Source organism: Spirillospora sp. CA-142024 (assembly GCF_050942325.1).
Lineage (GTDB): Bacteria > Actinomycetota > Actinomycetes > Streptosporangiales > Streptosporangiaceae > Spirillospora.
The window spans coordinates 7,646,792-7,672,756 of record NZ_CP192077.1 but is presented as its reverse complement, the minus strand read 5'-3'; the positions used below and the strand labels follow the sequence as shown (position 1 = coordinate 7,672,756).

Here is a 25,965-nt window from a genome sequence, read left to right as displayed (position 1 = left end):
CGAACCACCCCGGGACGATCAGCCCGCCCGGAGACAGTTGGTGACCAGATAGCAGATCAGTGCGCAGAGCAGGCCGATCGCCAGGATCACCGCGGACAGGGTCGGACCGACATCGATACCGACCGCTGGAATGAGCCTCATGGGGTTCTCCTAGTTCGCCGAACCCATGCCGAGGGCGTCGAGCAGGTGCTCGCCCCGGCCGTGGATGTTGCCGATCACGAGAAGGGTCGTGGCCGGTCGAATGCGCGCGCCGATGCGCTCCAGCAGTGCCGGGCCGGTGTGCTCTTCGCCGCCCAGGTCGATGACGCGGGGCTGATACGACGGGGAGATCGCGTGGTACGCCGAGCGGGTCGGGGAGCCGATCAGGTACACCTGCGACGGGTCGATCGCCGCGACGATCTCCCCCATCTGGGCGTTGCGCTCCATGCGGTCGGGCCGGCAGTTGATGACGACCTGCACGTCCTGCCCGGCAAGGTTCAGCAGCTCGATGTTCATCAGGGTTGACTGCGGGTCGTTCGCGGCGAGCAGGTTGACCGCGTGCAATTCGGCGCCGCCGACCTGCCGCTGCTCGACCCGTAGCACGCCCGGGTCCGGCGGCGCGGCGTACATCCCGGCAAGAGCCTCGCGGCGTGGGAGGCCCAGGTATTCGGCGACGGCGAGCGCGAGTACGACGTTGTCCTTGAAGGTGATCCAGTCGAAGCCGGCCATCTCGGCGTCAGTGACGTCGTCGGGGCTCACGCGGATGAGCGTGCAGTTCCGCCGCAGCGCCTCGTACGCCAGGACGTCGAACAGCTTGCGTTCGGTGGTGAAGCACACCCTGCCCCAGGGCATCGAGCGTGACAGCGACCGGGCGATGTCCTCCAGCGTCGGGCCCATCTCCTCGACATGGTCGAGACGGACATTCGTGATGATCCCGATCGTGGACTTGATGAGCTTGTTCTGGTTCAACCCCTGCAGGTCCGGCTGCACGGCCATGCACTCGGCCACCAGACAGGTGGCGTCCAGGTCGGCCGCGCGCCGTACGACGTCGACCTGCTCGATGACGTTCACCACCCCGAACCGGCGGGAGATCGGGGTCTCGGTCGCGTCCGGCGCGATGAACCGCGCCGCGGACCCGGTGGTCTTCGCGACGACCGTACGGCCCGGTCCGCGCAAGGCTCCGGCGGTGAGACGGGTGACCGAGCTCTTGCCGCGGATCCCGTTCACCATGATCCGCACGGGGATCCGCTCGAGGTTCCGGGTGTGACGGCGCTGCTCGGCCACGAGCCGACCGAACACGGCGCCGCAGCCGGCCGCGAGCAGCAGGTAATAGATCAACACGACAGATCGCGCCAGCAGGGCGCCGGCGTCCGGCCCACACCAGGTCTGGGGTCCATGCGGGGACAGGGCCGTAGCGTTCGCCGGTCTCGCGGGGGCGGCGGAGGACGGCGTGTAGGACGCTGCGTTTGGCGCCTCGGGGTGTGGAGCGGGATGGATAGGGCCCGGTCTCGGTTGGGGCCAGGAGCTGGCGGCGGGCGTCGTCGAGGGCGGTGGTGGACGTGCCTGCTCGTTCGGCTAGGAAGCGGCGGCGGGCTATCGCCGGTGCGTGTGCGCCGTCCAGGCCGGGGCGCATGAGCGTCTCGTACATCGCCCACGTCCAGATGGCCAGGCCGCTGTGGTCGGGGGAGTAGATACAGACGGCGGCTGCTGGCGGCCCTCAATTGCACCGGGCCGCACACACGAAAAAACCCGCCCGGCCTGTTTTCGCAGGTCGTAACGGGTTTCTGCTGGTGATCTAGGTGTGCCCCCTGCAGGATTCGAACCTGCGCACACGGCTCCGGAGGCTGTGTGGGTACACGCAACGTTCAACCGCTTGACCAGGCGCAAAGTGGTCAGGTCCCCATGGGTCTAGACATGTTCTCTCGCCCGTCTCTCGTGAGCCGACAGGGCGGAGGTGCGCTTGCGGGCCGCCGCTACTCTCACGCAGAGGTGGAGGCAGTTCTTGCTTTCTATGTTCAGAGGCGAGGAGCCATGCCCCTGCATGTGTGTCGCGGACCCATCAAATGGCGACGACTGATGTATGTCCAAGGTAGGCAGCACGACGAGTTTAGGTGTTAGTGTAACACTTATGAGTGACGCGCCCGCTCAAGGCAGTGGAGGCCAATCCGAGTCTATGCATTGGCGGGGGCCTGCGGCGGCCGCTGGCATGACAATCCTAGTCTCGGTCCTTGCGGTTGTAACGAATATAGCCACCGGACTCTTGCCTGATTGGGAATGGCTCAAAAACAGCCCAATCATGTGGGCCATAGTGGCCGGGCTCACAGCCATAAGTGCTGTTTTGACCTATGTAGTGCAGCGTTGGTTTTCGAGCGAGAATTCATCTACAAACCAAAGCGCCATAAATAAAAGTCGCAACGCTGATCGATTTAGAGGTATAGGGAACATTGGGAGCGCCGCTGGCGGCGCAATTGGATCGGTTCATGTCGAAAAGATTTTTGTAAATGAGCCCGGTCGTGACCGGGTAAGTGAGGATCAGAATACCCCTCAGCGGGTAATCACCAATATTCCAGCGCGAGGGCGCCACTTTGTCGGGCGCGATTCCATCTTGTCGATGATTGAGTCTCGTATCGCTGAGGGGCCGATTGCAGTGGTGGCGGTTCATGGGCTAGGTGGCATCGGCAAAACGCAGCTTGCTCTTGAGTACTGCCATCTTCATATGAATAGCTATGCCATAGTCTGGTGGGTTCGAGCTGAGACTCCCGTCACGATACGAGCGGATCTTACACGGCTCGCAGTTCGCCTTGCAGTTGGCGATCTAAACGATGAGTTAAGAGCTACCGAGTCCGCGATTGAGGCGCTCAGTAATCGTGATGATTGGCTTTTGGTTTTTGATAACGCAGAGAGTGCCTCAGCGCTTCGTCCGTACTTGCCTTCTGCATCGGGCAACATCGTCATCACTAGTCGGGCTCGCGGTTGGGAGGACACTGCGACATGTCTGGAGGTGGAGCAACTAGAGTTGAGCGAAGCCGTCCAACTGCTAAGGCAACGGACCAACAGGAACGAACCTGACGCTGCCACGGATCTCTCGGAGGAGTTGGGTTGCCTTCCTCTCGCGCTGTCACAGGCCGCCGCTTACATATCGACTCATAGCATGTCCGTACAGTCATATCTGGATCTGTACCGCGCCTCAGCAGGGAGACTGCTAGGGGAAGCTCCCTTGCCTGGTGACTACCCTAGAAGTGTGGCGGTCACATGGCGGCTGCACTTTGACTCCCTTCGGGAGAATAGTCCGGCGGCCGTAGATCTGTTGAAGGTGTGTGCTTTCCTGAACCCAGATGAGATGCCTCTGTTGCTTCTCCTTAAGAATGCTGGTGAGAATTCGCTGACAGCAGCGGTGGCGGCGGCAAATCGCGATCCTCTACTTCGAGAGCGCATGTTCGGTGCGCTTGTCGGCTCCAGTTTGTTGACTCGCTTCGACGATGAAAAGTTTCGTATTCACCGGCTTGTGCAACGGGTGCTACTTCTGGAGATAAATGAGGAAGAGGCGGTTGCGCACTGTAGGCGCATAGTCGCTCTGCTAAAAGATTCATGGCCAAAAAGAGGGGCTCGCCATCCTTCCAGGTGGTCAGTAACGGTGCAGTTGTTTCCGCACTGCCTGCTGTTGTTTCAATATGCCGAGTTGCTCGATGTGGCTAATGAAGATCTCGGTGACCTCTATTATGGAGTCGCGGATTTCAGTATCGCGGTGGACGCTGGAACGGCGATTGACCTCACCGAGCGCGCGCTAGAGGTCTTCGAAAGTCTAGAGCCGGTTCCGTTGTTGAAAACAGCAAATGTGCTCGGTAGGCTTGCTTCGCTGCTGTGGAGAGCAGGGGAAGGTGAAGCCGCTAAGGTACGTGTGCGGCAACTGCGTAATATGATTGATGCAGATCAATCATTGGCATCGCGACTCGATGTGAACGTTGAGCTTCTGCTTGCGGAGTTGGAAGATTGACGCCAACTTTCGGCCCCGTTGCTGAGGGTATCTATTTTTTGGTTCTCAGCGACGCTACGCCAATAGTCTCCCAGTTCCATGCGCGCTCTGGCCCCCACTGAACCACGAGCGTTAGCGCGTCAATCGTTGCGCTGCATTCCGGAACCTTCAGTCCCACTGCACTAATTAGCGGTTCAGATTCCTGGTTGGCTGTGCTATAGCAGATCGTCATGTGAGGTATCCAAGTACCTGGACCGCTGGTTGTAACGCCATCGCGGCCTAGAACTGTTTGAGTTGCGTCCCGTGCCGCTTGTAGTACCGGGTCTAGAGCCCCGTCTTGTTGCAGACCAAGCATGATGGCTTCTGGGTGGTAGATGACGCGACCCAGGGTGACCCTGATGGGCGCCACGTGGGCGAGCGAACACGAGGCTACCTCAAGCATCTCTCGCATCTGGTCTTGTGAGATGTCGTCAGTGCTTCCGACGACGAGAGCCGTCATGTGCAACCAGTTCAACGGCGTCATGTGAAGTCCGCCGAAATGAGTTAGCTGTTTCTGGACACGTTCGGCCGTCGAGCGAACCTCGGGATATCCACTCATGAGCATGTGCCAATAGACGGTGCCCTTGCCTGGGGGAGTCTCGGCGCGGTTCTTCCATCGGTCCCGCATCTGGGTAGGGAGTGGACTCATTTCTCCTCCATGGAATCGTCGTCCTTGAGTGCGTCCAAGTTAAACGCTTGGATATCCTCGCGCAGTTGCATTGCAGCGGCACTGCTTTGGAAGCGTCGATGACCTAGCCGTCTGTGCAGGTTTTCGAGGTAGCGAGTGACGGTTGACATGCGGAACTGTGGGTCAAGGTCGAGCATTGGCGTAACTTCGGCGATTGCTCCCTCTAGTGATCCCTTCATGAGGTGAGCGATGCCGGCGCCGACCCGGATTTGTGCCCATGTGGCAGGTATCTGTGGGTCGCCAGACGCCCATCCGGCATCAGCCATTGCAGCGGCCCGTAGGGCGCCGTCTGCGTCGCCGGTTATGGTTGCCACTGAGAGCGCGAAAAGTGCCTGTCGCTCGTTGGGGAAGGACCAGACAGACAGATCTGACGTTGCGTCCAGGCAGGTTTCCGCGGCTTGATGCGCTCGCCGTGCGGCTTCATTGGCGCGGTTGTGGTCGCCTAGAAGTGCTGCGGCATTTGCTTCGTACCAAGCAAGTTGAACCCGGATCGGTTCTTGAGGGCTACGTTCGTAGCCTTGCCGGGCCAGGTCAGCCGATTCGACGTACTTATCCTGCCAGCGGGCCGTTTTAGCTCGCGCGCCCCATGCGACAGCGCCGGTTGTCTCGGCTTCATTTGCAAAGAGCGTGGCCGCGTAGCCGTGCTGCTCGGCCAGTTCGTCCTGTTGAAGGTCGCCAAGCAACATGCAAGCGTGGGCCAAGAGGTCAGAGTTTAGCTTGTAGAGGTCTCGTGTCTCACTTAGGCGCTGTTTCCCGCTCTGAAGGATCGACTGTGTCTTTTGCTGCAGTCGAACGACTTCCGGAAGAATCTTTTTGGCCGGAGCGTTCAGATGGGCTCGGGCGAGAGACTCGGTTGCTCTAGCAATCTCGTCAATGGCGTCCCGACTCGTATTGGTGTCGGCTACCCATGCAGTCAACGAGGATAGATCTACCGTTGGCGTGACTAGTTTAGATCCGGTGTTCTGCTGCGCTCTGTCCCTGTTGATGACGAGAAAGAAGCGCGCTTTGGCGTCTTCGGGTACCTCGCGCACTAGGAACGTGTCGAGTGCCTGTTGCATTTCCGGGCTCAACGTCATGTCCGGATTTGCGTTCCACTTTGCGACTGTGCGGACAGCTACGCCCAAGCGGCCGGCGAATGACTCGTTCGTGAGCCGCATCGCGCGAAGCAGGGCCTGAGCGTGCTTCCCTGTCCAGCTCTCGACTACGTCCACGTTCGTAGCTCCGTAGGTGCGGGCAAAGGTGGGTGCATCGCGGGTGCATCGCGGGTGCACTGTCCGTTCATGGTGGCAAGCGGTGGTCTCCGTCTTCAATGGGTTGCAACGACGACAGCGGCCCGGAGGAGGTGAACATGAGACGCACGGTCATCACCGGATCGGCAAACGGGCGCGTCATTCTGCAGCCCCTCCCGGTAGGCGGGATTCGATCCGCTCGACGCGTTCGCGAAGTTCCGCCAGCTCTCGGCGTAGATCACCAAGCGCCGGCTCTGCCGTGGTGGGACCGCTCTGGACGGCTCGGCCACGCAACGACACCTCTCGGAGGTGATCCTCCGGAAGGCCGAGAGCGCGCGAGATGGCCGCGAGGGTCGCCCGAGAGCGTTGCCGCGCGACACCCTGTTGGATCTGGCGCAGCGTCGCGGGGGACACCCCGGACGTCTCTGCCAGCTCCCGCTGAGTGATCCCACGGTCCTGCATCCGGTCGTTGACGACCTTCGCGACCGCTTCCCAGTTGCCCACCGCATCCTCCTGACCGGCAGCTAGCTCAGGCACCCACCGGTCGCAGCCTACTCAAGTACACGCGCTATTGACAGCGCTTAAACAAGCGCTCATAGTAGCGCTTACGAAGCAAGGAGAGCCGCTCGTGATCCCTCAAGGCAAGAAGTCGCTCGGCCCCACCGTCGCGGGGTTCGTCCTCCTGGTCTTCGCCGTGAAGAACCCGGAGAAGGCGGCCGGTCTCGTCAACGCGATCTTCGACGCGATCGACCGTTTCTCCAGCGCACTGGGCACCTGACTCGCGCCCACCGTCCCCGCCACGTCCACCAATCGGAGGTTCTACGTGAGAGACCACGACCGTCGGCGCATCCCGCTCGCCGACCTGATCGACGAGTGCCTGTCGGGCGCCGAGTGCCTGTTTGACCCGGACCTGCACGAGGGACCGGAGGGCACCATCGAATTGCCCGCCGAGCGCGACGCTCGCGAGACGGTTGCCAAGGAGGTGTGCGCGTCCTGCCCGGCGCTGGACGACTGCCGGATCTACACGGCGCGCACTGCCCCGAAGTCCGGTATCTGGGCCGCGATGACGCCGACCGAACGGACGTCCCGCTTCGAGGTGTCGGACGGTTCGCCGCTCGACGGACGGGCGGTGGCCTGATGCTCGGCGCTGACCCGACCGTGTTCCCCGTGGCGTTCGCCGCGCTGTACGCCGCCCACGAGGTGGGAGACCACTGGCTGCAGACCCACGGTCAGGCGTGCGGGAAGGGCGCCACCGGGTGGGCCGGTCGGCTGCTGTGCGCAAAGCACGTGGCGACGCTGACCGCCGTCAAGCTCGCCGCGCTGACCCTGGTGGCCACCGTGCTTGGCCTGCCCCTCAACCCCTACGCCGTGGCCGTCGCCCTGGGCATCGACGCCGTCTCGCACTACTGGGCGGATCGGCGCGTGACGCTCCTGGCGCTCGCCGACTGGTTGGGCCGCACGGTCCTGCCGGGCAAGGGCGAGTTCGCCCGGCTCGGCGACGGCGCCGCCGCGCCGACCGGAACGGGCGCCTACGCCCTCGATCAGTCCTGGCACATCGGGTGGCTTGCGGTGGCCGCGCTGCTGGCATCCCTGGGGGTGGCGTCGTGACGATCAAGCCGACGGACCTCGGTTCGCGTGACGCGATCGAGCGCGCTCGCCTGCAGGTGGTCAAGGCCAGTCACGCGCTGGGCCACTGGCACGACGGCAGCAATGGAACCGGTGACAAGCCGTACACCGCCTACTGCCACGACACCGTCACCGCGATCGATGCCGCGTTGCGAGCGCTGTACGACGCACGGTCCGCACTGATCACCGAGTCACGGCGCGACGAAGACGCGCGCGCCGCAGAGATTGACGAGCTGCTCAGCCGGTCGCGCACGGATCGGCTGAACGCTGCCGCCGACCCGTCCCCGTCCGTCCAGGCGCCCCGATCCGACCGCAAGTCGTAGAGCGGCCCCCCGGTGCACAGCCGCCAAGCAATCCACCGGGGGCGCTCCACCTCAAGGAGAGGTACCACCATCATGAAGCACCAGTTCACCACCGTCACGCGAACGCCGGCGCCCGATGCGTCCGTGACGCCATTGGCCAGGCGCCCCGCCCTGCGAGTCAGCGCGGCCAGGCTCTGCCCGACCTGCCGCACCGGCCTGGATGGTGGGCCGGTCCGGTACCGCTGCGAGCCGTGCGGCAAGTCCGTCATGGCCGCTGACCTGGACAACGAGTTCCACGCCAGCCACGCGAACGCCACCACGGCGAACGGGAGGGCTGCCGCATGAATGCGCCCACTCCGAACCTCGGCCTGGACGTGGCCGACACGGGCCACCGTGACGAGAGCCAGGCACGGAAGCTCAGCCCCAACGAGTTCACCGCGGTTGCCGTGGTGGCCGCAATGGTGGCGATTCTCGGCCTGCTGGGATTCGTCAACAGCTTCGCCGCCGTGGCCGACGCCGCGCGCCCCTCGTTCGGCGGGTTCGCCTGGACGGTCCCGCTCGGCATCGACCTCGGCATTGCCATCTTCGCCGCGCTCGACATCGTGCTCGGCCGGCTCGACATGCGGGTTCGCTGGCTACGGCTCATCCCCTGGACGCTGACCGGCGCAACGGTCTACCTGAACGTGGCCGACGAGACCACGGCGTTCGGCAAGGTCGCCCACGCCGTACTCCCGTGCCTATGGGTCGCCGCTGTGGAGATCGGCGCGCACGTCGTACGAGTCCGCGCTGGCATCGAAGCGGGTACCCGCATGGACGGTATCCGCGCGTCCCGATGGATCCTCGCCCCCGTCCGGACGGTCTCGCTCTGGCGCCGGATGGTGCTCTGGGAGATCCGTTCCTACCCGGACGCGCTCAACCGCGAGCGGTCCCGACTGCTCGTCCGGACCGACCTGCAGGACACCTACGGCGCGGTGGCCTGGCGCTGGAAGGCACCCCGCAAGGTGCGCGCGCTATACCGGCTCGGCGAACTCGCCCCTGCTCCGACCGCGCCGAGTCTGCCGAGCGCGGACCGTCCCGCGCTGGACGCCGGACCGTCCGCACCGGGAGAGCCGGACCCGTCCGCCCCGGCAGAGAAGACCGTCCGGCGGACCGGTGGCCAGACGACGCGCGGACGGTCCGCGCCCAAGTCCGGCGGACGGTCCCGGACCGGCGCGCGGACGAGCAAGCGGACGACGAAGCGGACCGTCCCGGACGTGGACGACCTCATGCCGCTCGGTTGGCGCATCGCTGCCGACCTTGAGGCGCGCGACGTGCCGCTCAAGCGGGACGTCCTTGCCGCCGAGATCCGCAAGACCGGCCAGACGGTCAGCAGTGAGCGCGTGGGTGCGCTGCTGGACCGGCTCAAGTCCGAAGCGCCCACCGACCCGACGTCCGTCAACGCCACCGACACCGCGGTCTCTGCTGCCGCTGAGGGGAGCGATGCGCGATGAGTGCGAACCTGAACAAGCCCATGGGGGAGGTCATCGACTTCCCCGGACGCCCCGCCGACTCGACCTCGGCCGGCGCCCCGGACGACGCGCGGACGAATGCGCCGGCGGACACCTCCTATGAGATCGACCTGGACGAGACCCCGGCCGCCGACGTGGCGAGCACGGTCCCGGCGCCGGTGGACGTCCCGGAGCGGGACGCCACGCAGCGGCCGGTCATCCCCACGACGCTGCAGAGTTGGGTGAGCATCAAGGCCGCCGTCCGGCAGACGGCGAACCGGTGGGCGCACATCGCCGCGTTCCACGCGGTTCGCGTCCCCGCCTACGCCGGACTGGCCACCGTCTACGCCGCGGCCGGCGCGTTCCGGCTCGCCGGTCGGCAACTGCGGTGGTGGTGGGTCACCGAACAGTTCTCGCTTCGCAACGGCGCCGCGGCGGCCGGCGACGCCGATCTGTGGCTCAAGCTGCACCGGGAGGCCAAGAACACGCGCACGTGGCGCGGCATCGTCGTCGCCGGCGAGGCGCTCGGCGTCGCCGTGGGCGGGATGATGCTGGTCAGCGCACCGTTCTGGACGCAGGCTCTCACCGCGGGAATCGTCGTCCCGCTGCTGGCACGGTTCGGCCGCCCGGCGGACAAGCGCATCGTTGGTACTGCCGTGGTGGCGCCCCGGTTCCGCAAGCTCAACGCCGACATCGTGCTTCGCGCGTACTACGCCGCCAAGCTCGGCGACCCCGCAAAGCCCGGTCAGAACATCGAGTTCGGCTCAAGCATGTCCCGCGACGGGGAGGGAAGCCGCGTCACGGTCGATCTGCCCTACGGCAAGGGCCTGGACGACGCCATCAAGGCCAAGTCAGCCATCGCGTCCGGCCTGGACGTCTCGCTCTCGCAGGTGTTCATCACGCGCGACCCGACGTCCCACCGCCGTCACGTGCTGTGGGTCGCCGACCGTGACCCGCTCGCCGTGCCCGCTGGCCGGACGCCGCTGCTCAAGCTGCAGCCCACTGACATTTGGGACCCGGCCCCGTTCGGCATCGACGAGCGCGGACGCCCGGTGACCATCGACATGATGTGGAACTCCATCCTGGTCGGTGCCCAGCCGCGCCAGGGCAAGACGTTCTCGGCGCGCGCGCTCGCCCTGCACGCCGCGCTTGACCCCTACGTGCGCCTGAGCGTGTTCGACGGCAAGGGCTCGCCGGACTGGCGCAAGTTCAAGCTCGTGGCCGACCGATGCTCGTTCGGCCTGGCCATGGGACGCGACGGCGACCCGGTAGAGCTGTTCATCCAGGCGCTTCGCGACATCAAGGCCGACGTGCAGGACCGCTATCAGCGGCTCTCCGAGCTGCCCGCCGACGTCTGCCCGGAGGGCAAGCTCACGCGCGACATCGCCCGTGACCCGGCGTACCGCATGCCGGTCCGGCTCGTGGTGATCGATGAGTTTCAGGAGTACTTCGACACCCCCGACCCCGACGCCAACAAGGAGATTGCCGCGTTGCTGGTCTTCCTGGTCAAGGTCGCCCCGGCCGCCGGCGTGATCGTGCTCGGCGCCACTCAGAAGCCGTCCGGCATCGGCACCGGGCAGGTTGCCCAGCAGTTCAACGCCTTCCGCGACAACCACCAGATCCGTTTCAGCCTCCGCACCGGGTCATGGCAGGTGTCCGACCTGGTCCTGGGATCGGGCGCCTACTCCGAAGGGTTCGACTCCTCGACCCTGCTCCCGGATTACAAGGGCGTGGGCATCCTGCGCGGTGCCGGCGACGCGACGCCCACGACCCGCACGTTCCTCGCCGACGCTGAGGACGCTGAGAAGATCCTGACCGCGGCCCGCGCGTTCCGCGACCGCGCCGGAACCCTGTCGGGCATGGCGGCCGGCGAGGACATCGCCCGGCAGGTTCGGGACGTGCTCGCCGACGTCCGCGCCGCCGTCCAGCCCGGCGAGAAGTGGGTGAGCTGGCAGCACCTGGCGACCCGTCTCGCCGAGCGACTCCCCGACAGCTACGGCGAGGTGACCGCCGACGCGATCTCGGCTCAGGTCCGCGCGTTCGGCGTGCCGAGCGTCAACGGCAAGCGAGACGGCCAAGTCCTCAAGGGCGCCAAGCTCGACGCCATCGAGACGGCCATCGAGCGCCGCACCGAGAGCCTCGCCCGGTAGCGCACGACCCGCCACCGGTAGCGACCGCGCTACCCACCCCCGCTACCCGATCTACCTGGGCAAATAAGCCCAGGTAGCTGGTAGCCCACGCCCCCCAACCGGCCCGAAAACCGCTCTGGGAGACCCATGGAGACCCTCCACGCCGCTACCGCTACGGCTACCGGCACCCCGGCCCCGATGCTCATCCTCCTCGCCATCATCGCCACCGCCGTCTACCTCGTGTCGTGCTTCATCTGGCCGTTCCGCCCGTGCTCGCGCTGCGACGGCGCCGGCCGGTTCCTCGCCCCGTCCGGCCGCTCGTGGCGCTACTGCCACCGCTGCAAGGGCAAGGGCGCCCAACTCCGCACCGGCCGCCGCATCCTCACCTACCTCGGCAACACCCGCGACCGCGGAACCCGTCACTGACAGGAAGGACCCACCGTCATGGCCAACGAGCCCACCATCACCATCACGGGGAACCTGACCCACGACCCCGAACTGAGGTTCACCACGTCCGGCCTGCCGGTCGCGTCGTTCACCATCGCAAGCACGCCGCGATACCGCGACAGCGCCACCGGCGAGTGGAAGGACGGGGACACCTGGTTCGTCCGCTGCTCGGCGTGGCGCGACCTCGGCCAGAACATCGCCGAGTCCCTCAGCCGCGGCTCGGCCGTGGTCGCCACCGGCCGACTCCGCCCCCGCACCTACGAGGCGACGCCCGGCGACCCGACGACCAAGCGCACCGTGGTTGAGCTGACCGTGGACGACATCGGCCCGTCCCTGCGACGCGCAACGGCCAAGGTCGTCAAGACGTCCCGCGAGCGCCCCAACGAGGGCACGTCGTTCGGCGCCCCGTCGCCGTCGCAGGGCGACCCGTGGGCGACCGCCGGCAGCACCTCGCCGAGCGCCCCCGCGAGCACCGCCGGCGGGTTCTCGGACGACCCGCCGTTCTAGCCCGCTCTCGGCCCCGTGGGGCGGTTCCTGGCGCACAGCCGCCAGCAATCCGTCAGGAACCGCCCCCGGCCGCCGCTCATCACCTCAAGGAGAAAGCGTGACGTCCCGACCCTTGCCCCAGACCTTGACCTACCTCGGCGAGCGGTACCGACTCGTTGACGGTCGCATCGTGCTCAACTGGCGCGACCGGCCCGTCTCGACTCGTCCCCGCCCGTGCCACTACTGCCACAACCCGGCGCACTTCACCGACGACACCGGCCGCCCCGTCCACAAGACGTGCCACGAGATCGCCATCACGGCTGACCTCCTCGCCACCGGTCAGGACGTGGCCGCATGAGCGCCGTCCTACGTGCCGACGCCTTCATGGACCCGACCGGCGAGCGTCACGGCGTACCCACGTGGCCGTGGCGCATGGCGCCCCCGCACCTGGCGACCCGTCGGCAGTTGATCGCCATGGGGTTGCGCCCCGGCGGACAGCCCGTCCAGGGACAGGTCATGTGGCGCTCGCGCCGCTACAGCGCGCCCGGTGGCGTCCGAGTCGCCTACCTCTACGACACGCGCCTTGCACTGCCGAAGCGCACCGCGACGCCCGGCCAGTTGGCTGCGCTCGGTAAGGCCATGGCCGCGCGCCGAACCTGCCCGCGCTGCCAGACGGACGTCGGTTACGTACTGCCCCGCCGCTACGGCGCATGCCTGGACTGCCTCACAGAGTGGGAGGCGTCCGCCGCATGACGTCGCCGCTCTCGCTTGGATCGCTGTGCACCGGCTATGGCGGTCTCGACCTGGCCGTGGCCGAGGTTCTCGACGTCCGCCCGGCGTGGGTCGCCGACCCCGCCCCCGGCTCCGTCGCTGTGCTCGCCCACCACTTCCCGACCGTGCCCAACCTCGGCGATCTCACCGCCACCGACTTCCGCCAGGTGCCGCGCGTGGACGTGCTGTGCGCCGGCTTCCCGTGCCAAGACCTGTCATACGCCGGCCGTGGAGCCGGTATCCGTGAAGGGACCCGTAGTGGACTCTGGCACGTCATCGCCGACGCCGTGGGCGTCCTACGACCCCGCTACCTCATCCTGGAGAACGTCGCAGCCATCGTTGCCCGGCGTCCCGGACTCGACGTCGTGCTCGGTGACCTTGCCGACCTCGGGTTCGCTGCGGAATGGACGTGTGTACGCGCGTCCGACGTCGGCGCCCCGCACGCCCGCAACCGCTGGTTCCTCGTTGCTGAAGACCCCGACCGCGCAACTAGCGGTCAACGGCGGGTCACAGCACCCCGACAAGCGCAAGGCAGGTGGGCACGGTCCGACACTGGCCGACGAGGTGGAACACCTACTTCCGACACCACGGGCTACGGACGGGACCAAAGGCGGCCCGAACCAACGAGGGAGCAAGGGCGACCTAATGCTTCCCTCAGCAGTCGTGGCGCTGTTGCCGACCCCGGCCGCGCGGGACGGCAAGGGCAGCGACCTGCCGTCACGGACTGGCGGACCGTCCCTGCCCACGCTGCTGTGTGGGGCAGGTACGCCCCCGCCATCGCACGGTGGGAGTACGTCATCGGCCGAACAGCTCCTAATCCCACTGGACCCACCGGACGGGACGGAGCCCACCGGTTGAGCCCCCGCTTTGTCGAGTGGCTCATGGGCCTGCCGGACGGATGGATCACGGCTGTCCCCGGTCTGTCCCGCACACAGCAACTCACGTTGCTCGGCAACGGCGTCGTACCGCGCCAGGGCGCTGCAGCTCTGACCGCCCTAACCGAGCGTCTCGTCACAGACCGTCCCAACGTTGGAAGGGAGGCAGCGTGATGGCACTCGACAGCCACCCCGGCCGGTTCGCGCTCGCATGCGCTGCGCGGGGATGGCACGTCTTCCCGCTCGCACCGGGGGAGAAGCGGCCCGTTGCGGGGTTCATCGACTGGGAGGGCAACGCCACCACCGACCCAGCGCGCATTCGCGCGTGCTGGTCACGCGACCGGTACAACGTCGGGATTGCTTGCGGCCCGTCCGGTCTCGTGGTGATCGACCTCGACACGCCCAAGCCCGGCGAGCGTCCGTCTGCCGAGTGGGACGTGCCAGGCGTCAACGAGGGAGCGGACGCGTTCGCCCTGCTGTGCGAACGGCACGGCCAACCCTTCCCATTCGAGACGTTCACCGTTCGGACTCGGCGCGGTGGGTGGCATCTGTACTTCGAAGCGCCGACCGATGTTCGGCTCACCAACACGGCGGGCAAGTCGCCGCGCGCTCTGGGCTGGAAGATCGACACGCGCGCCCACGGCGGATACGTCGTCGGCCCCGGTAGCTATGTCGATCTCCCGGACGGTGCCGGATCGTACGAGGTGATTCACGGTGTCGCCCCGATGCCGCTGCCCGAGTGGCTCACCGGACTACTCAAGCCCGCCCCCGTCCCCGCTTCCGCCTTGAGTGCCTATCGAGAATCCGCGGGAGTCAGTGACCTTGACGCCTACGCACAAGCGGCACTCAAGGCGGAAGCGGATCGGGTGGCGAGCGCCGAGCGCGGTGGCCGCAACCGGGCGCTGAACAAAGCCGCGTACAACCTCGGCCGGATCATCGCCGCCGGTGTCCTGCCGGAAGACGTCGCAACGGGCGCTCTGTACGACGCTGCGAGCGTCCACTTCGGGCCGTCGCGTGAAGACGTTCAGCCCAACGAAGCGCGCGCCACGATTCGGTGCGCAATCGAAGCGGGGAAGCGCAGCCCGCGCGACATCACCAGGAGGGGCGCAGCATGACGGACGCGACCCACAGCGACCACGGCGAGCGCCAGGCGGCCGGCGGGGAAGGCGTGGCCGCGCTAAATGCGGCTCACGACTTCATCACCCGGTTCTGTGTGCTGCCCAGCGATGCGGCGTACGACGCCATGGCGCTGTGGGCCGCGCACGCCCACGTCATCGACGCATTCGACTCCACACCCCGCATGGCTTTCTTGTCGCCCGAACCCGGATCGGGCAAGACGCGAGCGTTGGAAATCCTCGCCCTGTTGGTCCCGTTCCCCATGCACGCGGTCAACGCGAGCGCCGCCGCGCTCTACCGGTCGGTGGGCAACCGCGAGCGCCGTCCCACGGTCCTCTTTGACGAGATCGACACCGTGTTCGGCCCCAAGGCCAAGGACAACGAGGATCTACGGGGATTGCTCAACGCCGGACACCGACGCGCCGGCGTTGCCTACCGCTGCGTGGGAGAGGGCACCAACCAGGGCGTTCAAGAGTTCCCGGCGTACTCTGCCGTCGCACTCGCCGGACTCGGCAACCTGCCGGACACGATTCTCACGCGGTCCGTCATCGTTCGCATGCGCCGCCGCGCCCCGCACGAACGAGTGGAGCCCTACCGCGCTCGCATTCATGAGCCTGAGGGTTGGAAGATTCGCGGAATGCTCGCCGATTGGGTCGCCACGCAGGCCGAGCGACTCGGCGACGCATGGCCTGAGATGCCGCCTGGAATCACTGACCGTCCGGCGGACGTCTGGGAACCACTACTGGCTATTGCCGATGCCGCCGGCGGAGATTGGCCCGAACGTGCACGGGACGCGTGCGTTTATCTCGTCAAGCAGGGTGCCGAGCGCGCCGTGAGTCTCGGGATTCGGCTTCTGATGGACCTTCATCGGATCCTTGACGGCGCCCGCGCTCTGTTCACCGAAACGGTACTTGAACGGCTCCACGGCATCGAAGATGCCCCTTGGGCTGAGCTTAAAGGCGTCCCGCTCGACAGCCGCGGACTTTCCCGGTTGCTCTCGCAGTACGACGTAGCACCGGTGAAGGTGAAAATTGAAGGTAGGTCCCTTATGGGATACCGCGCCGATCACCTCGCGGACGCGTGGGCGCGCTACCTCCCCGCCACCTCGGCCCAAGAACCGGAACCTGCGGAACCTGCGGAACCTGCGGAACCTGCCCAGCTCACCACGCTTGACCACGGTTCCGGCGAGCGAAGCGGTTCCGGAACCTGCGGAACCGAGCGTCCGCCACCGGTTCCGCAGGTTCCGGAACCCTGACCGGCAAACGGAACCCGATACACCCGTCCCGACCTGCACAGGTTCCGCAGGTTCCGGAGGTTCCGCACTTCTAGCCGAAGGGAGGACGACCGCTCCCCGCGCTCTGTCTGGCCCGATGCACAGCCGCCAAGCAATCCATCGGGTCAGGGAAATTCACTCAAGGAGGAGTAGCCACCGTGGCACGGAAAGACGAATTGCTCACGATATCCGAGGTGATTGCCGAACTCGGCGTCCCGCGCGCGACGTTCTACAGGTGGCGCCAGCTCGGCAAAGCGCCCCGCAGCATCAAATACCCGAACGGGGACGTTCGGATACGCCGGTCCGTCCTTGAGCGCTGGCTCTGCCAGCTTGAGGAGGCTGCGTGAGCACGGAAGAGGAACCGCGCCCTGGACGACGAGGAATCCCAGGGAGCAAGGGCCGCACGCGAGACGTACGGCGACCGTGGAAAATCGGCAAAGCCCAGAGTAAGACTCGACCGCACATGGTGCGATGGGTCGTCGCCGGCAACGTATGCACCGTCACGTTCGCCACGTTCGCACTCGCGGACGGGTTCCGCTCTGACCTCATTCAGGCCATGACGAGGGGCGAGGAATTCGACGTCGCAACGGGCTTGCCGGCGTCCATGCTCAGGGTCGCGACGGCGCGCACGTGGTTCGAGTTCTGCAAGGCATACGTCGGTGTCCGGTGGGACGGCGCCGCGGCCAAGACGCGCGACTCCATCACCGACAGCCTTGCAACGGCGACGCTCGCCATGGTGGAGGACGGTAAGGACCGGCCGTCTCACCAGGACTTGCGGAGAGCGTTCCTCTGGGCAGTCATGCCCGCCAACGAGGGCACCGACGTGCCGGACGAATTCGCCGCGGGTTTGCGGTGGCTGCGAGAGCGCTCGCTACTGCTCAAGGCGCTCGCAGAACCTCAGGTGATCCGGCGAGTAGAGAAGCGGCTCACGGTCACGCTTACGGGCAAGCGCGTGGCGACGGACACCTACAGCCGTCGCCGGCGTGGGCTCAATACCGCCGTCGTCTACGCCATGGAGCTAGGGGAACTCTCGGACAACCCGCTCAAGGCCGTGGGACGGACGCATGAGGCACGCCAGGGCGAGGTAGACCCTCGTGTCGTCATCACGCACGCCCAAGCCCGAGACCTGCTCACGGCGCTTTCCTACGTCGGTTCGTGGGGGCGGGGGAGAGGGCGCCGGTTGGTCGCTTTCTTCGCGACGCTCTACTACGCCGGACTACGGCCGGCTGAGTGCATCGCGCTGAGGGAGACCGACTGCTTCCTACCGGCTAAGGGATGGGGCCGTCTGACGCTCGTTCAGACGCTCCCGGTCACTTCGAAAAGGTGGACGGACCACGGGGAGCGCCACGAGCGACGGGGACTCAAGCAGCGTTCCGCCGAAGCGGCTCGCATCGTGCCGATACCGCCGTCCCTCGTGGCCATCCTCAAGGCACACGTCAACGAGTTCGGCACAGCTGATGATGGGCGACTGTTCCGCAACGAGCGTGGCGGCGTCCTGGGTGCCTCTACCTACTCGCGAGCGTGGGAGGAAGCCCGCCAACTCGCGTTCACGCCCTCCCAGGTCGAATCCCCGCTTGCCGGGCGCCCGTACGACCTCCGTCACGCCGCTCTGAGTACGTGGCTCAACGCCGGAGTCTCGCCGGCAGACGTGGCCAAGCGCGCGGGCAACTCGGTAGAAGTGCTGCTTAAGCGCTATGCCGGATGCCTCGATGGTCAGGAGGGGGCAATCAATAGGAAGATCGAGCAGGTTCTGAAGCAGGGCGGATAAGAGCGGCAGGGGCGTCACTGAAGAGTGACGCCCCCCTCAAATACGGATCTTAGCTTCGCCAACTGCCCCTTGGAGAACGCTCGGGCATCATGTGGGGATGCTGAAGGCGTCCTAGTGATGCGTCAGCGAACCAGCCAGCCCACCTGCTTATAAAGTCTTCTAGGTCGCCAATCTCCAGAATTTCGAAAGGCCAAGCTGCTTGATATATGGTGATGCCGGGGCCAAGGGCTGTTGCTGACTCCGATCCCGGATCTAGGGCGAAGGGTTCCTGGGGGTTGTTGCGCTGACTGAAGCCACCAAACATGAACGACGTCTCGAACCACTGATAGTAATCTTCTTGCTGCGCATCGCAGAACCAGAGCGAATGGCTTCGCCCCTCATACCCGTGGATGTCGGCGGGGAATGTGAGGGAGAGTCGACTGTGAGCGATTACGCTGAATTTCAGGCCCGGGTGCCCGCCCCATGGCGGGTTTGGCGTGCGTACGGGCAACGGAAATCTGAGTTCGGCATCCCCGAGTTTGAGATAGCTTGATCCATCTCGCATTGGGATCTGCTGCACAGTCGGAGCTGATTCCAATATGGCGGTGCGCAGAGCGTCCATAATTCGATTGAACTTTTTCTCTGCGACCGCGAAAATTTCAGCACGTCGATCTGCGTCAGACTTTTCCTGTGAGCTGGTGCGGGCTTCCTCGCTTAGACGTTTAACCTCTGTGAGGTTGGCATCCTGCAGCTTTTTCAATCCGACATTTGTCGGTTCTTGCGTCTGTCGCTGGAGCCTGGCGGAGATATTCTGTGGGCTTGGGCGAGTCTGACTTGCTTTATAAAGACACTCATCGATGAGTGCGCTGAGATTGCTTGGAATGCCTCGCAGTTCAGGTATTTCTCCATGTAGATGCTGTTCTCTGAAGTCATGCACTTCGGGGCCGGTAAAAGGCTGGTTTCCAGTCAAGAGTTCGAAGCCGATGACGCCTAGCGCGTAGACATCCGATGCTATCGTGGCTCTTTCTTCTCGCCAGCGCTCAGGGGCGACGTAGGCGGCGGACCCGCGCCACTTGTGGGTGTGGGTTGCTGTGGCTGCGGATGCATATCGTGCAATGCCGAAGTCGGCAATGCACCAGTGCCCGTCGAGTAGGAGAACGTTCTCGGGTTTGAGGTCCCGATGGACGATTCCATTAGTGTTGAGGCCTGCTAGTGCTGCTGCAACGTCTGTAAGGACTTTAACAGCTTCCGCAATCTCAAGCGTTCCCGAATTGGCGTCGAGGTAACCGCGCAAGGACGTCTCTGCCCGAGGCATGACCAGAACCCAGTATTCGTCTGTGTCGCCGCTATCGATGATTGGCACTACGTTGGGTATGCCAGCCAGGTCAACGAAGAGTAGCTCCCGCTCGGCCCCGGGAGTCTTCGGGACGAGCTTCGCGGCAGCATCCGTCGAACCGGTGGAGCGCGCTTCGACTACCTTGCCGAAGCCACCTTGACCGATAGGGGCGCCAAGTTCCCATTCGTGACCTCGGAGCTGCACCTTCACCCGACGAGCCTCCCACTAGGCAAACCGAGTGCTACCCAGGACCACTGGCGAAACTCTCTCGCGGGCCTCTCGCACGCGCTGCTGAACAGTGGCCACTGATAGGACTCAATAGGACCGAGTGCTCGCTTGCTCTTCTTGTATCTATGCTGGTCAGCAGGTGTTTTCGCTGATGACCGGCTGGTGCCCCCTGCAGGATTCGAACCTGCGCACACGGCTCCGGAGGCCGTTGCTCTATCCCCTGAGCTAAGGGGGCGTGACGCGGTAGAAGGTTACCAGGGTTGGCGGGGTGACGCGCACGTGGGAGTTCGCCGTGCGTTCTGAGGGTGGAGTGGGCTAACTTCGAGGCCGTGACCGAGCCACTGGGACGCGTGCTGGTCGTCGATGATGACGAGGTGATCCGCCAGCTCATCGCCGTGAACCTGCAACTGGAGGGGTTCGAGGTGTCGACCGCGGTGGACGGTCAGGACTGCCTGGAGAAGGTGGCCGAGGCGAGGCCCGATGTGATCACGCTGGACGTGATGATGCCGCGGCTGGACGGGTGGGTCACGGCGGTCAGGCTGCGGGAGGATCCCGGGACCGCGCACATCAGGGTCGTGATGATCACGGCGCGGGCGCAGGAGCACGATGTGCGGCGGGGGCATGAGATCGGCGTCGATGCGTATGTGACGAAGCCGTTCGACCCGAACCAGCTGATCCAGACGGTGCGGAAGCTCGCCGCGGTGTCCAGATAGTGGTCGGCTAGTCTCACCAGGGTGACTCCAGCCGGTGTGAGCGATGCTCTTGTGCGTGCGGTGCGGGATGCCGTGGCGCAGGGGGAGATCGATGTCGCCGTGCCGGAGGAGGTCGTTGTCTTCGCGCGCGGTGGCGGGGTTTTCGAGAGTCCGGTGGCGCTTCGGCTCGGGGTCGATCCGCGGGTGATCGCGCGGCGGGTCGGGGGCGTGGTCACCGGGCCCGGGTTCGTCAGGGTCGTGCTGGCGGCGGGGGAGCTGGTGGACGGGATCCGGCGTGATCCTGGTTACGGGGTCGCCCGGGTGCCGCACGGGAGCTGGCGTGAGTGGCCGCGGACGTTCGAGAACCCGGGGTTCTCGGTGCGTTATGCCTATGCCCGGGCCTGCTGGGTGGGGCGTTGGGCGGAGGAGCTCGCGGTGCGGGCGGGGCCGTTGGAGGCCGAGCCGTTGGAGCTCGAGCTCATGGGGGCGCTGGGGGACGTGCCGGGGCGGGCGAAGCAGGCGGAGCGGGAACGGGATGCCGGGCCGCTGATGTTCTGTTTGGAGAAAGTTGCCGGGGCGTACCACGAGGTGCATGAGCTGTGTCCCGCGCTGCCCAAGGGGGATGCGGAGCCCGGGGCGGTGCATGCGGGACGGGTCGGCTTGGCGGAGGCCGTCAAGGTCGTCCTCGGCAACGGGCTGAACATGATCGGTGAGACCCCTAGAGAGCGGATATGAGTCGAGTACATCCTGCCGGGCCGCGGCACGCCGATGTTCTGCCGGAGGACCATCCGGCAGGGCCGGCGGACGACCTGAACGCGCTGGAGCCCGCCGTGTGGCCGCGGAGCGCCAAGCGGGAGGACGGTGTGCTCACCGTCGGCGGCGTCGACGTCAGGGACCTGGCGAAGGAGTACGGGACGCCTCTGTACGTCTATGACGAGGAGGACGTCCGGAGCCGGGCCAGGGAGTATGCGGCCGCGTTCCATGACGGGGACGTCCACTACGCGGGCAAGGCGTTTCTCTGTACGGCCGTCGCGCGGTGGCTGAACGAGGAGGGGCTCGGCCTGGACGTGTGCAGCGGGGGTGAGCTTGCCGTGGCTTTGGCCGCGGGCTTCCCCACGGAGCGCATCACCCTGCACGGGAGTAACAAGGCGTCCTGGGAGCTGGAGAAGGCCCTGGAGGTCGGCGTCGGACGGATCGTGCTCGATTCGTTCGAGGAGATCGCCCGGCTGGGTTACCTCGCCCAGGAGATGGGGGCGAGGCCCAAGGTGATGGTGCGTGTCACCACCGGGGTCGAGGCGCACACCCATGAGTTCATCGCGACCGCTCACGACGACCAGAAGTTCGGGTTCTCCAGGAGTTCCGGGGCCGCGCTGGAGGCCGTCCGGCGGGTGCTGGCGCTGAAGCAGCTGGAGCTGGTCGGGCTCCACAGCCACATCGGGTCGCAGATCTTCGAGGTGGACGGGTTCGAGGTGGCCGCGCACCGGCTGGCCGAGCTGCTGGTGGCGATCCGGGACGAGCACGGCGTCCAGTTGCCCGAGCTGGATCTGGGCGGCGGCTACGGCATCGCCTACGTGCCGGGCGAGGAGCCGCACGACCCGAAGTCGATCGCGGACGGGCTGCGGGACATCGTGGCCCGCGAGTGCAGGGCGTACGACCTGGCGATGCCCCGGCTGACGGTGGAGCCGGGACGGGCGGTCATCGGCCCGGGCGGCGTCACCCTGTACGAGGTCGGGACGGTGAAGGACGTCGAGGGCCTGCGCACCTACGTCTCGGTGGACGGCGGCATGAGCGACAACCTCCGCACCGCCCTCTACGGCGCCGAGTACACCGGCGCGCTGGCGAGCCGGTCGTCCGACGCATCACCCATGCTCAGTAGGCTTGTCGGCAAGCACTGCGAAAGCGGCGACATTGTGGTGCGGGACCTGTGGTTCCCCGCAGATCTTGCGGCGGGGGACCTGGTGGCGGTCGCGGCGACCGGTGCGTACTGCCGGTCGATGGCCAGCAACTACAACCATGTCCCGAAGCCCGCCGTGGTGGCGGTGAGGGACGGCAGGTCGCGGGTGATCGTGCGCCGGGAGAGCGCCGAGGACCTGCTGCGGCTCGATGCGGAGGTCGAAGCGTGAAACCCGGACTGCGCGTGGCGCTGCTCGGTTGCGGCGTGGTCGGCACGGAGGTGGTGCGGCTGCTGAACGAGCAGGCGGACGATCTGGCCGCGCGTGTGGGGGCCCCGCTGGAGCTGGCCGGGATCGCCGTGCGAAGGCCGGACAGGGTGCGTGCGGGCGTCGACCCGCGGCTGCTGACCACGGACGCGCAGACCCTGGTGACCAGGGACGACGTCGACATCGTCATCGAGGTGATCGGCGGCATCGAGCCGGCCAGGACGCTGATGCTGGAGGCGATGAAGGCCGGCAAGTCCGTCATCACGGCGAACAAGGCGCTGCTGGCCGAGGACGGCGCCACGCTGTTCGCGGCGGCGCGGGAGTACGGCGCCGACCTGTACTACGAGGCGTCCGTGGCGGGGGCCATCCCGCTGCTGCGGCCGCTGCGGGAGTCGCTGGTCGGTGACCACGTGCACCGGGTGCTCGGCATCGTGAACGGCACCACGAACTACATCCTCGACCAGATGGACACGCACGGCGCCGGTTTCAACGACGCCCTGGAAGAGGCCCAGGCGCTCGGTTACGCGGAGGCCGATCCGACGGCCGACGTGGAGGGGTTCGACGCAGCGGCCAAGGCGGCGATCCTCGCGCAACTCGCGTTCCACACGCCGGTGACGGCCGCGGACGTCCACCGTGAGGGCATCACCGAGGTGAGCGCCGCCGATGTGGCGGGCGCCCAGGGGATGGACTGCGTCGTCAAGCTTCTGGCCATCTGCGAACGCGTTCCCTCCGAGGACGGACGGAACGGCCGCGGCGTGTCGGTTCGCGTCTATCCGGCGATGATTCCCAGGACGCACCCACTCGCGAGCGTCCGCGAGGCGTACAACGCGGTCTTCGTAGAGGCGGAGTCGGCGGGTTCGCTGATGTTCTATGGCGCGGGCGCCGGTGGCGCTCCGACGGCGTCCGCCATTCTCGGCGACCTGGTCGCGGTGGCCCGCAACGTTGCCGGCGGTACGCCCGGCCCTGTGGAAGTGACGTACGCGAAGCTTCCGGTGCTTCCGATGGGCGAGACCGTCACGCGCTACTACATCCAGGTGGACGTGACCGACGAGGCCGGTGTCCTCGCAACGGTCGCCGAAGAATTCGCCAGGCACGGGGTGTCGATCCAGGCCGTCCGCCAGGTCGGGCTGGGGGAAGAGGCACAGCTGGTCGTCGTGACGCACCGGGCACCGGACGCCGCGCTATCAGCGACGGTGGAGGGCCTGCGCGGCCTCGACAGCGTCCGCGAAGTGGCGAGCGTCATGCGTGTCGAGGGCGATGAGTGAGGCTCCTCCAGCCCCGGTAGACTCCGGACAACATCCCAGGTCATTCAGGGAGACCGACGTGAACGCGAACGCCCGGGCGTGGCGTGGCCTAATCGAGGAATACCGGGACCGGCTTCCGGTGACGGACGCGACCCCGGTCGTCACGCTGCTGGAGGGCGGCACCCCGCTGGTGCCCGCCGGCAGGCTGTCCCAGCTGACCGGTTGCGAGGTGTTCCTCAAGGTCGAGGGCGCCAACCCGACCGGTTCGTTCAAGGACCGCGGCATGACGATGGCGATCAGCAAGGCGGCCGAGGAGGGCGCCAAGGCCGTCATCTGCGCCTCCACCGGCAACACCTCGGCGTCCGCCGCCGCCTACGCCGTCCGGGCCGGGATGACCTGCGCGGTCCTCGTCCCCAACGGCAAGATCGCGATGGGGAAGCTGGCGCAGGCACTGGTGCACGGCGCCCGGCTCCTCCAGGTCGACGGGAACTTCGACGACTGCCTCGAACTTGCGAGGAAACTGTCCGTCGACTACCCGGTGGCCCTGGTCAACTCGGTGAACAAGTACCGGCTGCAGGGCCAGAAGACGGCGGCGTTCGAGATCGTGGACGCGCTGGGCGACGCCCCCGACGTGCACTGCCTGCCCGTCGGCAACGCCGGGAACATCTCCGCCTACTGGATGGGCTACAAGGAGTACGCCGCGGACGAGGTCGCGACGCGCACGCCCCGCATGCTGGGTTTCCAGGCGAGCGGCGCCGCGCCGTTCGTCAAGGGCGAGCCCGTCCTGAAGCCGCAGACCATCGCCACCGCGATCCGGATCGGCAACCCCGCGTCCTGGGATCTCGCGATCGCCGCGAGGGACGAGTCCGGCGGCGCCATCGACTCGGTCACCGACCGGCAGATCCTCGCCGCCTACAGGCTGCTCGCCAGGGAAGAGGGCGTCTTCGTGGAGCCCGCCTCCGCGGCGAGCGTCGCCGGCCTGCTGCAGGCGAGCGAGCGGGGCGTGGTCGCGTCCGGCTCCAAGGTCGTCTGCACGGTGACGGGCAACGGGCTCAAGGACCCCGACTGGGCCATCTCCGGCGCGCCCGCGCCCACCACGATCAAGGTGGACGCGCACTCCGCCGCGTCCGAGCTCGGCCTGACCTGAGCGTGGGCTGGACCGAAGGCCCGGTGCTGGTGCGGACCCCCGCGACCAGCGCCAACCTGGGCCCAGGATTCGACTCGCTCGGCCTCGCGCTGACGCTGTACGACGACGTCGAGGTGGAGGTGACCGGCGCCGGGCTGTCCATCGAGGTGGACGGCGAGGGCACCGAGGTCGCGGACCGCGGCGAGCGGCACCTCATCGTGAGGGTGCTCCGGCGGACCTTCGACGTCCTCGACGACCTGGCCGGATCCGGTCCCGCCCGGCCCGAGGGGATCCGGCTGCGGTGCCGCAACCGGATCCCGCACAGCCGCGGCCTCGGCTCCTCGTCCGCCGCGATCGTCGCCGCGATCGTCGCGGCCCGCGCGCTGCACCCCGGCGGCGGGCTCCTCGACGACGCGGCCGCGCTCCGCCTCGCGACCGAGATCGAAGGCCATCCCGACAACGTGGCGCCCTGCCTCGCGGGCGGCCTGACCGTCGCCTGGACGACCCCGCAAGGCCCCCGGTCGGTACGCCTGGAGTCGCGGATCACGCAGGTCGTGGCCCTCGTCCCCGAGCAGCGGCTCGCGACCGAGCGCGCCCGCGGGCTGCTGCCCGGCACGGTCCCGCACGGGGACGCCGCCGCCAACGCCGGCCGCGCCGCGCTGCTCGTCGCCGCGCTCACCGGCGGGCTGGACGCCGGCGTCCTGCTGGACGCGACCGAGGACCGGCTCCACCAGGACTACCGGGCGCCCGCCATGCCCGGGTCCGCGGCGCTGGTCGGGCGGCTGCGGGACGCGGGCGTGCCGGCGGTGATCTCCGGCGCGGGACCCACTGTCCTGGCCTTCACAACCGCATCACAAGTTGATTCGATAGGCCCTGAAGTGGGTAATGGGTGGCACGAACACCCGTTGGACGTCGCGACCCGCGGCGCACACGTCATGACCGGAGAACCCGAGGTCCTGGCCTGACGGCGCGCCGGGGGCGGGGCCGTCGCGCCGCTCCGGCCGGTGCGGGCC

29 protein-coding genes and 2 tRNA genes are annotated in these 25,965 nt (G+C 66.8%); 23 read left to right on the top strand and 8 right to left on the bottom strand.

Going from position 1 to position 25,965, the window contains the following annotated elements; translation table 11 throughout:
* Positions 1–18: 18 nt before the first annotated feature.
* From ACQPZP_RS36315 to ACQPZP_RS36305, 3 genes are all read right to left on the bottom strand, one after another.
* On the bottom strand, positions 19–141 hold the full coding sequence (locus ACQPZP_RS36315; protein ID WP_433474186.1) for a hypothetical protein: 123 nt from the start codon (positions 139–141) through the stop codon (positions 19–21).
* 9 nt (positions 142–150) lie between these two features.
* The gene (gene pgsB / locus ACQPZP_RS36310) at positions 151–1,320 is read right to left on the bottom strand and encodes a poly-gamma-glutamate synthase PgsB (RefSeq protein WP_433474185.1); all 1,170 of its coding nucleotides are present in this window, start codon (positions 1,318–1,320) and stop codon (positions 151–153) included.
* A 461-nt stretch (positions 1,321–1,781) separates the two neighbouring features.
* Positions 1,782–1,862, bottom strand: a tRNA-Arg gene (locus ACQPZP_RS36305).
* A 245-nt stretch (positions 1,863–2,107) separates the two neighbouring features.
* On the opposite strand from ACQPZP_RS36305, the gene fxsT reads away from it, so the two are divergent.
* Positions 2,108–3,973 (top strand): FxSxx-COOH system tetratricopeptide repeat protein, encoded by a 1,866-nt coding sequence (fxsT, locus tag ACQPZP_RS36300; RefSeq protein WP_433474184.1) that lies wholly within the window; start codon positions 2,108–2,110, stop codon positions 3,971–3,973.
* Between the two features lie 31 nt (positions 3,974–4,004).
* Here the strand turns inward: fxsT and ACQPZP_RS36295 are convergent, their stop codons facing one another.
* From ACQPZP_RS36295 to ACQPZP_RS36285, 3 genes are all read right to left on the bottom strand, one after another.
* Complete coding sequence (locus ACQPZP_RS36295; protein WP_433479731.1) at positions 4,005–4,475, bottom strand: 2'-5' RNA ligase family protein; 471 nt, start codon at positions 4,473–4,475, stop codon at positions 4,005–4,007.
* Positions 4,476–4,636: 161 nt separating this feature from the next.
* On the bottom strand, positions 4,637–5,890 hold the full coding sequence (locus ACQPZP_RS36290; protein ID WP_433474183.1) for a hypothetical protein: 1,254 nt from the start codon (positions 5,888–5,890) through the stop codon (positions 4,637–4,639).
* A 177-nt stretch (positions 5,891–6,067) separates the two neighbouring features.
* Positions 6,068–6,412: a helix-turn-helix domain-containing protein gene (locus ACQPZP_RS36285; RefSeq protein ID WP_433474182.1), complete on the bottom strand. Its 345-nt coding sequence runs from the start codon at positions 6,410–6,412 to the stop codon at positions 6,068–6,070.
* A gap of 124 nt (positions 6,413–6,536) precedes the next feature.
* Here ACQPZP_RS36285 and ACQPZP_RS36280 point away from each other — a divergent pair, with 124 nt between their 5' ends.
* From ACQPZP_RS36280 to ACQPZP_RS36205, 16 genes are all read left to right on the top strand, one after another.
* On the top strand, positions 6,537–6,686 hold the full coding sequence (locus ACQPZP_RS36280) for a hypothetical protein (protein ID WP_433474181.1): 150 nt from the start codon (positions 6,537–6,539) through the stop codon (positions 6,684–6,686).
* Between the two features lie 45 nt (positions 6,687–6,731).
* Positions 6,732–7,046, top strand: a complete 315-nt coding sequence (locus ACQPZP_RS36275; RefSeq protein WP_433474180.1) for a WhiB family transcriptional regulator — start codon at positions 6,732–6,734, stop codon at positions 7,044–7,046.
* Positions 7,046–7,516, top strand: a complete 471-nt coding sequence (locus ACQPZP_RS36270; RefSeq protein ID WP_433474179.1) for a transcriptional regulator — start codon at positions 7,046–7,048, stop codon at positions 7,514–7,516. Before ACQPZP_RS36275 ends, ACQPZP_RS36270 begins: the two co-directional genes overlap by 1 nt.
* Positions 7,513–7,857 (top strand): hypothetical protein, encoded by a 345-nt coding sequence (locus tag ACQPZP_RS36265; RefSeq protein ID WP_433474178.1) that lies wholly within the window; start codon positions 7,513–7,515, stop codon positions 7,855–7,857. Before ACQPZP_RS36270 ends, ACQPZP_RS36265 begins: the two co-directional genes overlap by 4 nt.
* Before the next feature lie 72 nt (positions 7,858–7,929).
* Complete coding sequence (locus tag ACQPZP_RS36260) at positions 7,930–8,181, top strand: hypothetical protein (RefSeq protein ID WP_433474177.1); 252 nt, start codon at positions 7,930–7,932, stop codon at positions 8,179–8,181.
* Entirely contained in the window at positions 8,178–9,326 is a 1,149-nt protein-coding gene (locus ACQPZP_RS36255) for a DUF2637 domain-containing protein (protein ID WP_433474176.1), read from the top strand. The genes ACQPZP_RS36260 and ACQPZP_RS36255 overlap by 4 nt, the downstream gene beginning before the upstream one ends.
* A complete protein-coding gene (locus tag ACQPZP_RS36250; protein WP_433474175.1) occupies positions 9,323–11,473 on the top strand; it encodes a hypothetical protein in 2,151 nt (716 codons plus the stop codon). The genes ACQPZP_RS36255 and ACQPZP_RS36250 overlap by 4 nt, the downstream gene beginning before the upstream one ends.
* Before the next feature lie 126 nt (positions 11,474–11,599).
* Complete coding sequence (locus ACQPZP_RS36245; protein ID WP_433474174.1) at positions 11,600–11,878, top strand: hypothetical protein; 279 nt, start codon at positions 11,600–11,602, stop codon at positions 11,876–11,878.
* Between the two features lie 18 nt (positions 11,879–11,896).
* The gene (ssb, locus tag ACQPZP_RS36240) at positions 11,897–12,406 is read left to right on the top strand and encodes a single-stranded DNA-binding protein (protein ID WP_433474173.1); all 510 of its coding nucleotides are present in this window, start codon (positions 11,897–11,899) and stop codon (positions 12,404–12,406) included.
* Between the two features lie 97 nt (positions 12,407–12,503).
* The gene (locus ACQPZP_RS36235) at positions 12,504–12,743 is read left to right on the top strand and encodes a hypothetical protein (protein ID WP_433474172.1); all 240 of its coding nucleotides are present in this window, start codon (positions 12,504–12,506) and stop codon (positions 12,741–12,743) included.
* Positions 12,740–13,138, top strand: a complete 399-nt coding sequence (locus ACQPZP_RS36230) for an RRQRL motif-containing zinc-binding protein (protein WP_433474171.1) — start codon at positions 12,740–12,742, stop codon at positions 13,136–13,138. The genes ACQPZP_RS36235 and ACQPZP_RS36230 overlap by 4 nt, the downstream gene beginning before the upstream one ends.
* On the top strand, positions 13,096–14,205 hold the full coding sequence (locus ACQPZP_RS36225; RefSeq protein ID WP_433474170.1) for a DNA cytosine methyltransferase: 1,110 nt from the start codon (positions 13,096–13,098) through the stop codon (positions 14,203–14,205). The genes ACQPZP_RS36230 and ACQPZP_RS36225 overlap by 43 nt, the downstream gene beginning before the upstream one ends.
* The gene (locus ACQPZP_RS36220; protein ID WP_433474169.1) at positions 14,205–15,146 is read left to right on the top strand and encodes a bifunctional DNA primase/polymerase; all 942 of its coding nucleotides are present in this window, start codon (positions 14,205–14,207) and stop codon (positions 15,144–15,146) included. Before ACQPZP_RS36225 ends, ACQPZP_RS36220 begins: the two co-directional genes overlap by 1 nt.
* Positions 15,143–16,402, top strand: coding sequence for a DUF3631 domain-containing protein (locus tag ACQPZP_RS36215; RefSeq protein WP_433474168.1), 1,260 nt, complete (start codon positions 15,143–15,145; stop codon positions 16,400–16,402). The genes ACQPZP_RS36220 and ACQPZP_RS36215 overlap by 4 nt, the downstream gene beginning before the upstream one ends.
* A 176-nt stretch (positions 16,403–16,578) precedes the next feature.
* Positions 16,579–16,767 (top strand): helix-turn-helix transcriptional regulator, encoded by a 189-nt coding sequence (locus tag ACQPZP_RS36210; protein WP_075024635.1) that lies wholly within the window; start codon positions 16,579–16,581, stop codon positions 16,765–16,767.
* 116 nt (positions 16,768–16,883) lie between these two features.
* Positions 16,884–18,188, top strand: a complete 1,305-nt coding sequence (locus tag ACQPZP_RS36205; RefSeq protein ID WP_433474167.1) for a tyrosine-type recombinase/integrase — start codon at positions 16,884–16,886, stop codon at positions 18,186–18,188.
* 49 nt (positions 18,189–18,237) lie between these two features.
* On the opposite strand, the gene ACQPZP_RS36200 is transcribed toward ACQPZP_RS36205, so the two are convergent.
* Entirely contained in the window at positions 18,238–19,713 is a 1,476-nt protein-coding gene (locus ACQPZP_RS36200) for a protein kinase domain-containing protein (RefSeq protein ID WP_433474166.1), read from the bottom strand.
* A 178-nt stretch (positions 19,714–19,891) separates the two neighbouring features.
* Positions 19,892–19,966 (bottom strand) — tRNA-Arg (locus tag ACQPZP_RS36195).
* Between the two features lie 115 nt (positions 19,967–20,081).
* Between ACQPZP_RS36195 and ACQPZP_RS36190 the strand changes: the two genes are divergently transcribed.
* Genes ACQPZP_RS36190 through thrB form a run of 6 tightly spaced genes read left to right on the top strand, consistent with a single transcriptional unit; the run spans position 20,082 to position 25,917 of the window.
* The gene (locus tag ACQPZP_RS36190) at positions 20,082–20,444 is read left to right on the top strand and encodes a response regulator transcription factor (protein WP_132194489.1); all 363 of its coding nucleotides are present in this window, start codon (positions 20,082–20,084) and stop codon (positions 20,442–20,444) included.
* Between the two features lie 36 nt (positions 20,445–20,480).
* Positions 20,481–21,158, top strand: coding sequence for a DALR anticodon-binding domain-containing protein (locus ACQPZP_RS36185; RefSeq protein WP_433474165.1), 678 nt, complete (start codon positions 20,481–20,483; stop codon positions 21,156–21,158).
* Positions 21,155–22,546: a diaminopimelate decarboxylase gene (lysA, locus tag ACQPZP_RS36180; RefSeq protein WP_433474164.1), complete on the top strand. Its 1,392-nt coding sequence runs from the start codon at positions 21,155–21,157 to the stop codon at positions 22,544–22,546. Before ACQPZP_RS36185 ends, lysA begins: the two co-directional genes overlap by 4 nt.
* Positions 22,543–23,847 carry a homoserine dehydrogenase gene (locus ACQPZP_RS36175; protein WP_433463893.1) on the top strand — a complete coding sequence of 435 codons (1,305 nt, stop codon included), beginning with the start codon at positions 22,543–22,545 and terminating at the stop codon, positions 23,845–23,847. The genes lysA and ACQPZP_RS36175 overlap by 4 nt, the downstream gene beginning before the upstream one ends.
* Before the next feature lie 58 nt (positions 23,848–23,905).
* Positions 23,906–24,973: a threonine synthase gene (gene thrC, locus ACQPZP_RS36170; RefSeq protein WP_433474163.1), complete on the top strand. Its 1,068-nt coding sequence runs from the start codon at positions 23,906–23,908 to the stop codon at positions 24,971–24,973.
* A 2-nt stretch (positions 24,974–24,975) separates the two neighbouring features.
* Positions 24,976–25,917: a homoserine kinase gene (thrB, locus tag ACQPZP_RS36165; protein WP_433474162.1), complete on the top strand. Its 942-nt coding sequence runs from the start codon at positions 24,976–24,978 to the stop codon at positions 25,915–25,917.
* Positions 25,918–25,965 lie beyond the last annotated feature (48 nt).

What these genes read in the sequence shown, in the direction of transcription:
- ACQPZP_RS36315 (WP_433474186.1), bottom strand. Translation starts at nt 141, where the DNA reads ATGAGGCTCATTCCAGCGGTCGGTATCGATGTCGGTCCGACCCTGTCC.
- fxsT (WP_433474184.1), top strand. Translation starts at nt 2,108, where the DNA reads ATGAGTGACGCGCCCGCTCAAGGCAGTGGAGGCCAATCCGAGTCTATG.
- ACQPZP_RS36295 (WP_433479731.1), bottom strand. Translation starts at nt 4,475, where the DNA reads ATGACGCCGTTGAACTGGTTGCACATGACGGCTCTCGTCGTCGGAAGC.
- ACQPZP_RS36270 (WP_433474179.1), top strand. Translation starts at nt 7,046, where the DNA reads ATGCTCGGCGCTGACCCGACCGTGTTCCCCGTGGCGTTCGCCGCGCTG.
- ACQPZP_RS36260 (WP_433474177.1), top strand. Translation starts at nt 7,930, where the DNA reads ATGAAGCACCAGTTCACCACCGTCACGCGAACGCCGGCGCCCGATGCG.
- ACQPZP_RS36255 (WP_433474176.1), top strand. Translation starts at nt 8,178, where the DNA reads ATGAATGCGCCCACTCCGAACCTCGGCCTGGACGTGGCCGACACGGGC.
- ACQPZP_RS36250 (WP_433474175.1), top strand. Translation starts at nt 9,323, where the DNA reads ATGAGTGCGAACCTGAACAAGCCCATGGGGGAGGTCATCGACTTCCCC.
- ACQPZP_RS36245 (WP_433474174.1), top strand. Translation starts at nt 11,600, where the DNA reads ATGGAGACCCTCCACGCCGCTACCGCTACGGCTACCGGCACCCCGGCC.
- ssb (WP_433474173.1), top strand. Translation starts at nt 11,897, where the DNA reads ATGGCCAACGAGCCCACCATCACCATCACGGGGAACCTGACCCACGAC.
- ACQPZP_RS36230 (WP_433474171.1), top strand. Translation starts at nt 12,740, where the DNA reads ATGAGCGCCGTCCTACGTGCCGACGCCTTCATGGACCCGACCGGCGAG.
- ACQPZP_RS36225 (WP_433474170.1), top strand. Translation starts at nt 13,096, where the DNA reads ATGCCTGGACTGCCTCACAGAGTGGGAGGCGTCCGCCGCATGACGTCG.
- ACQPZP_RS36220 (WP_433474169.1), top strand. Translation starts at nt 14,205, where the DNA reads ATGGCACTCGACAGCCACCCCGGCCGGTTCGCGCTCGCATGCGCTGCG.
- ACQPZP_RS36215 (WP_433474168.1), top strand. Translation starts at nt 15,143, where the DNA reads ATGACGGACGCGACCCACAGCGACCACGGCGAGCGCCAGGCGGCCGGC.
- ACQPZP_RS36205 (WP_433474167.1), top strand. Translation starts at nt 16,884, where the DNA reads ATGGTGCGATGGGTCGTCGCCGGCAACGTATGCACCGTCACGTTCGCC.
- lysA (WP_433474164.1), top strand. Translation starts at nt 21,155, where the DNA reads ATGAGTCGAGTACATCCTGCCGGGCCGCGGCACGCCGATGTTCTGCCG.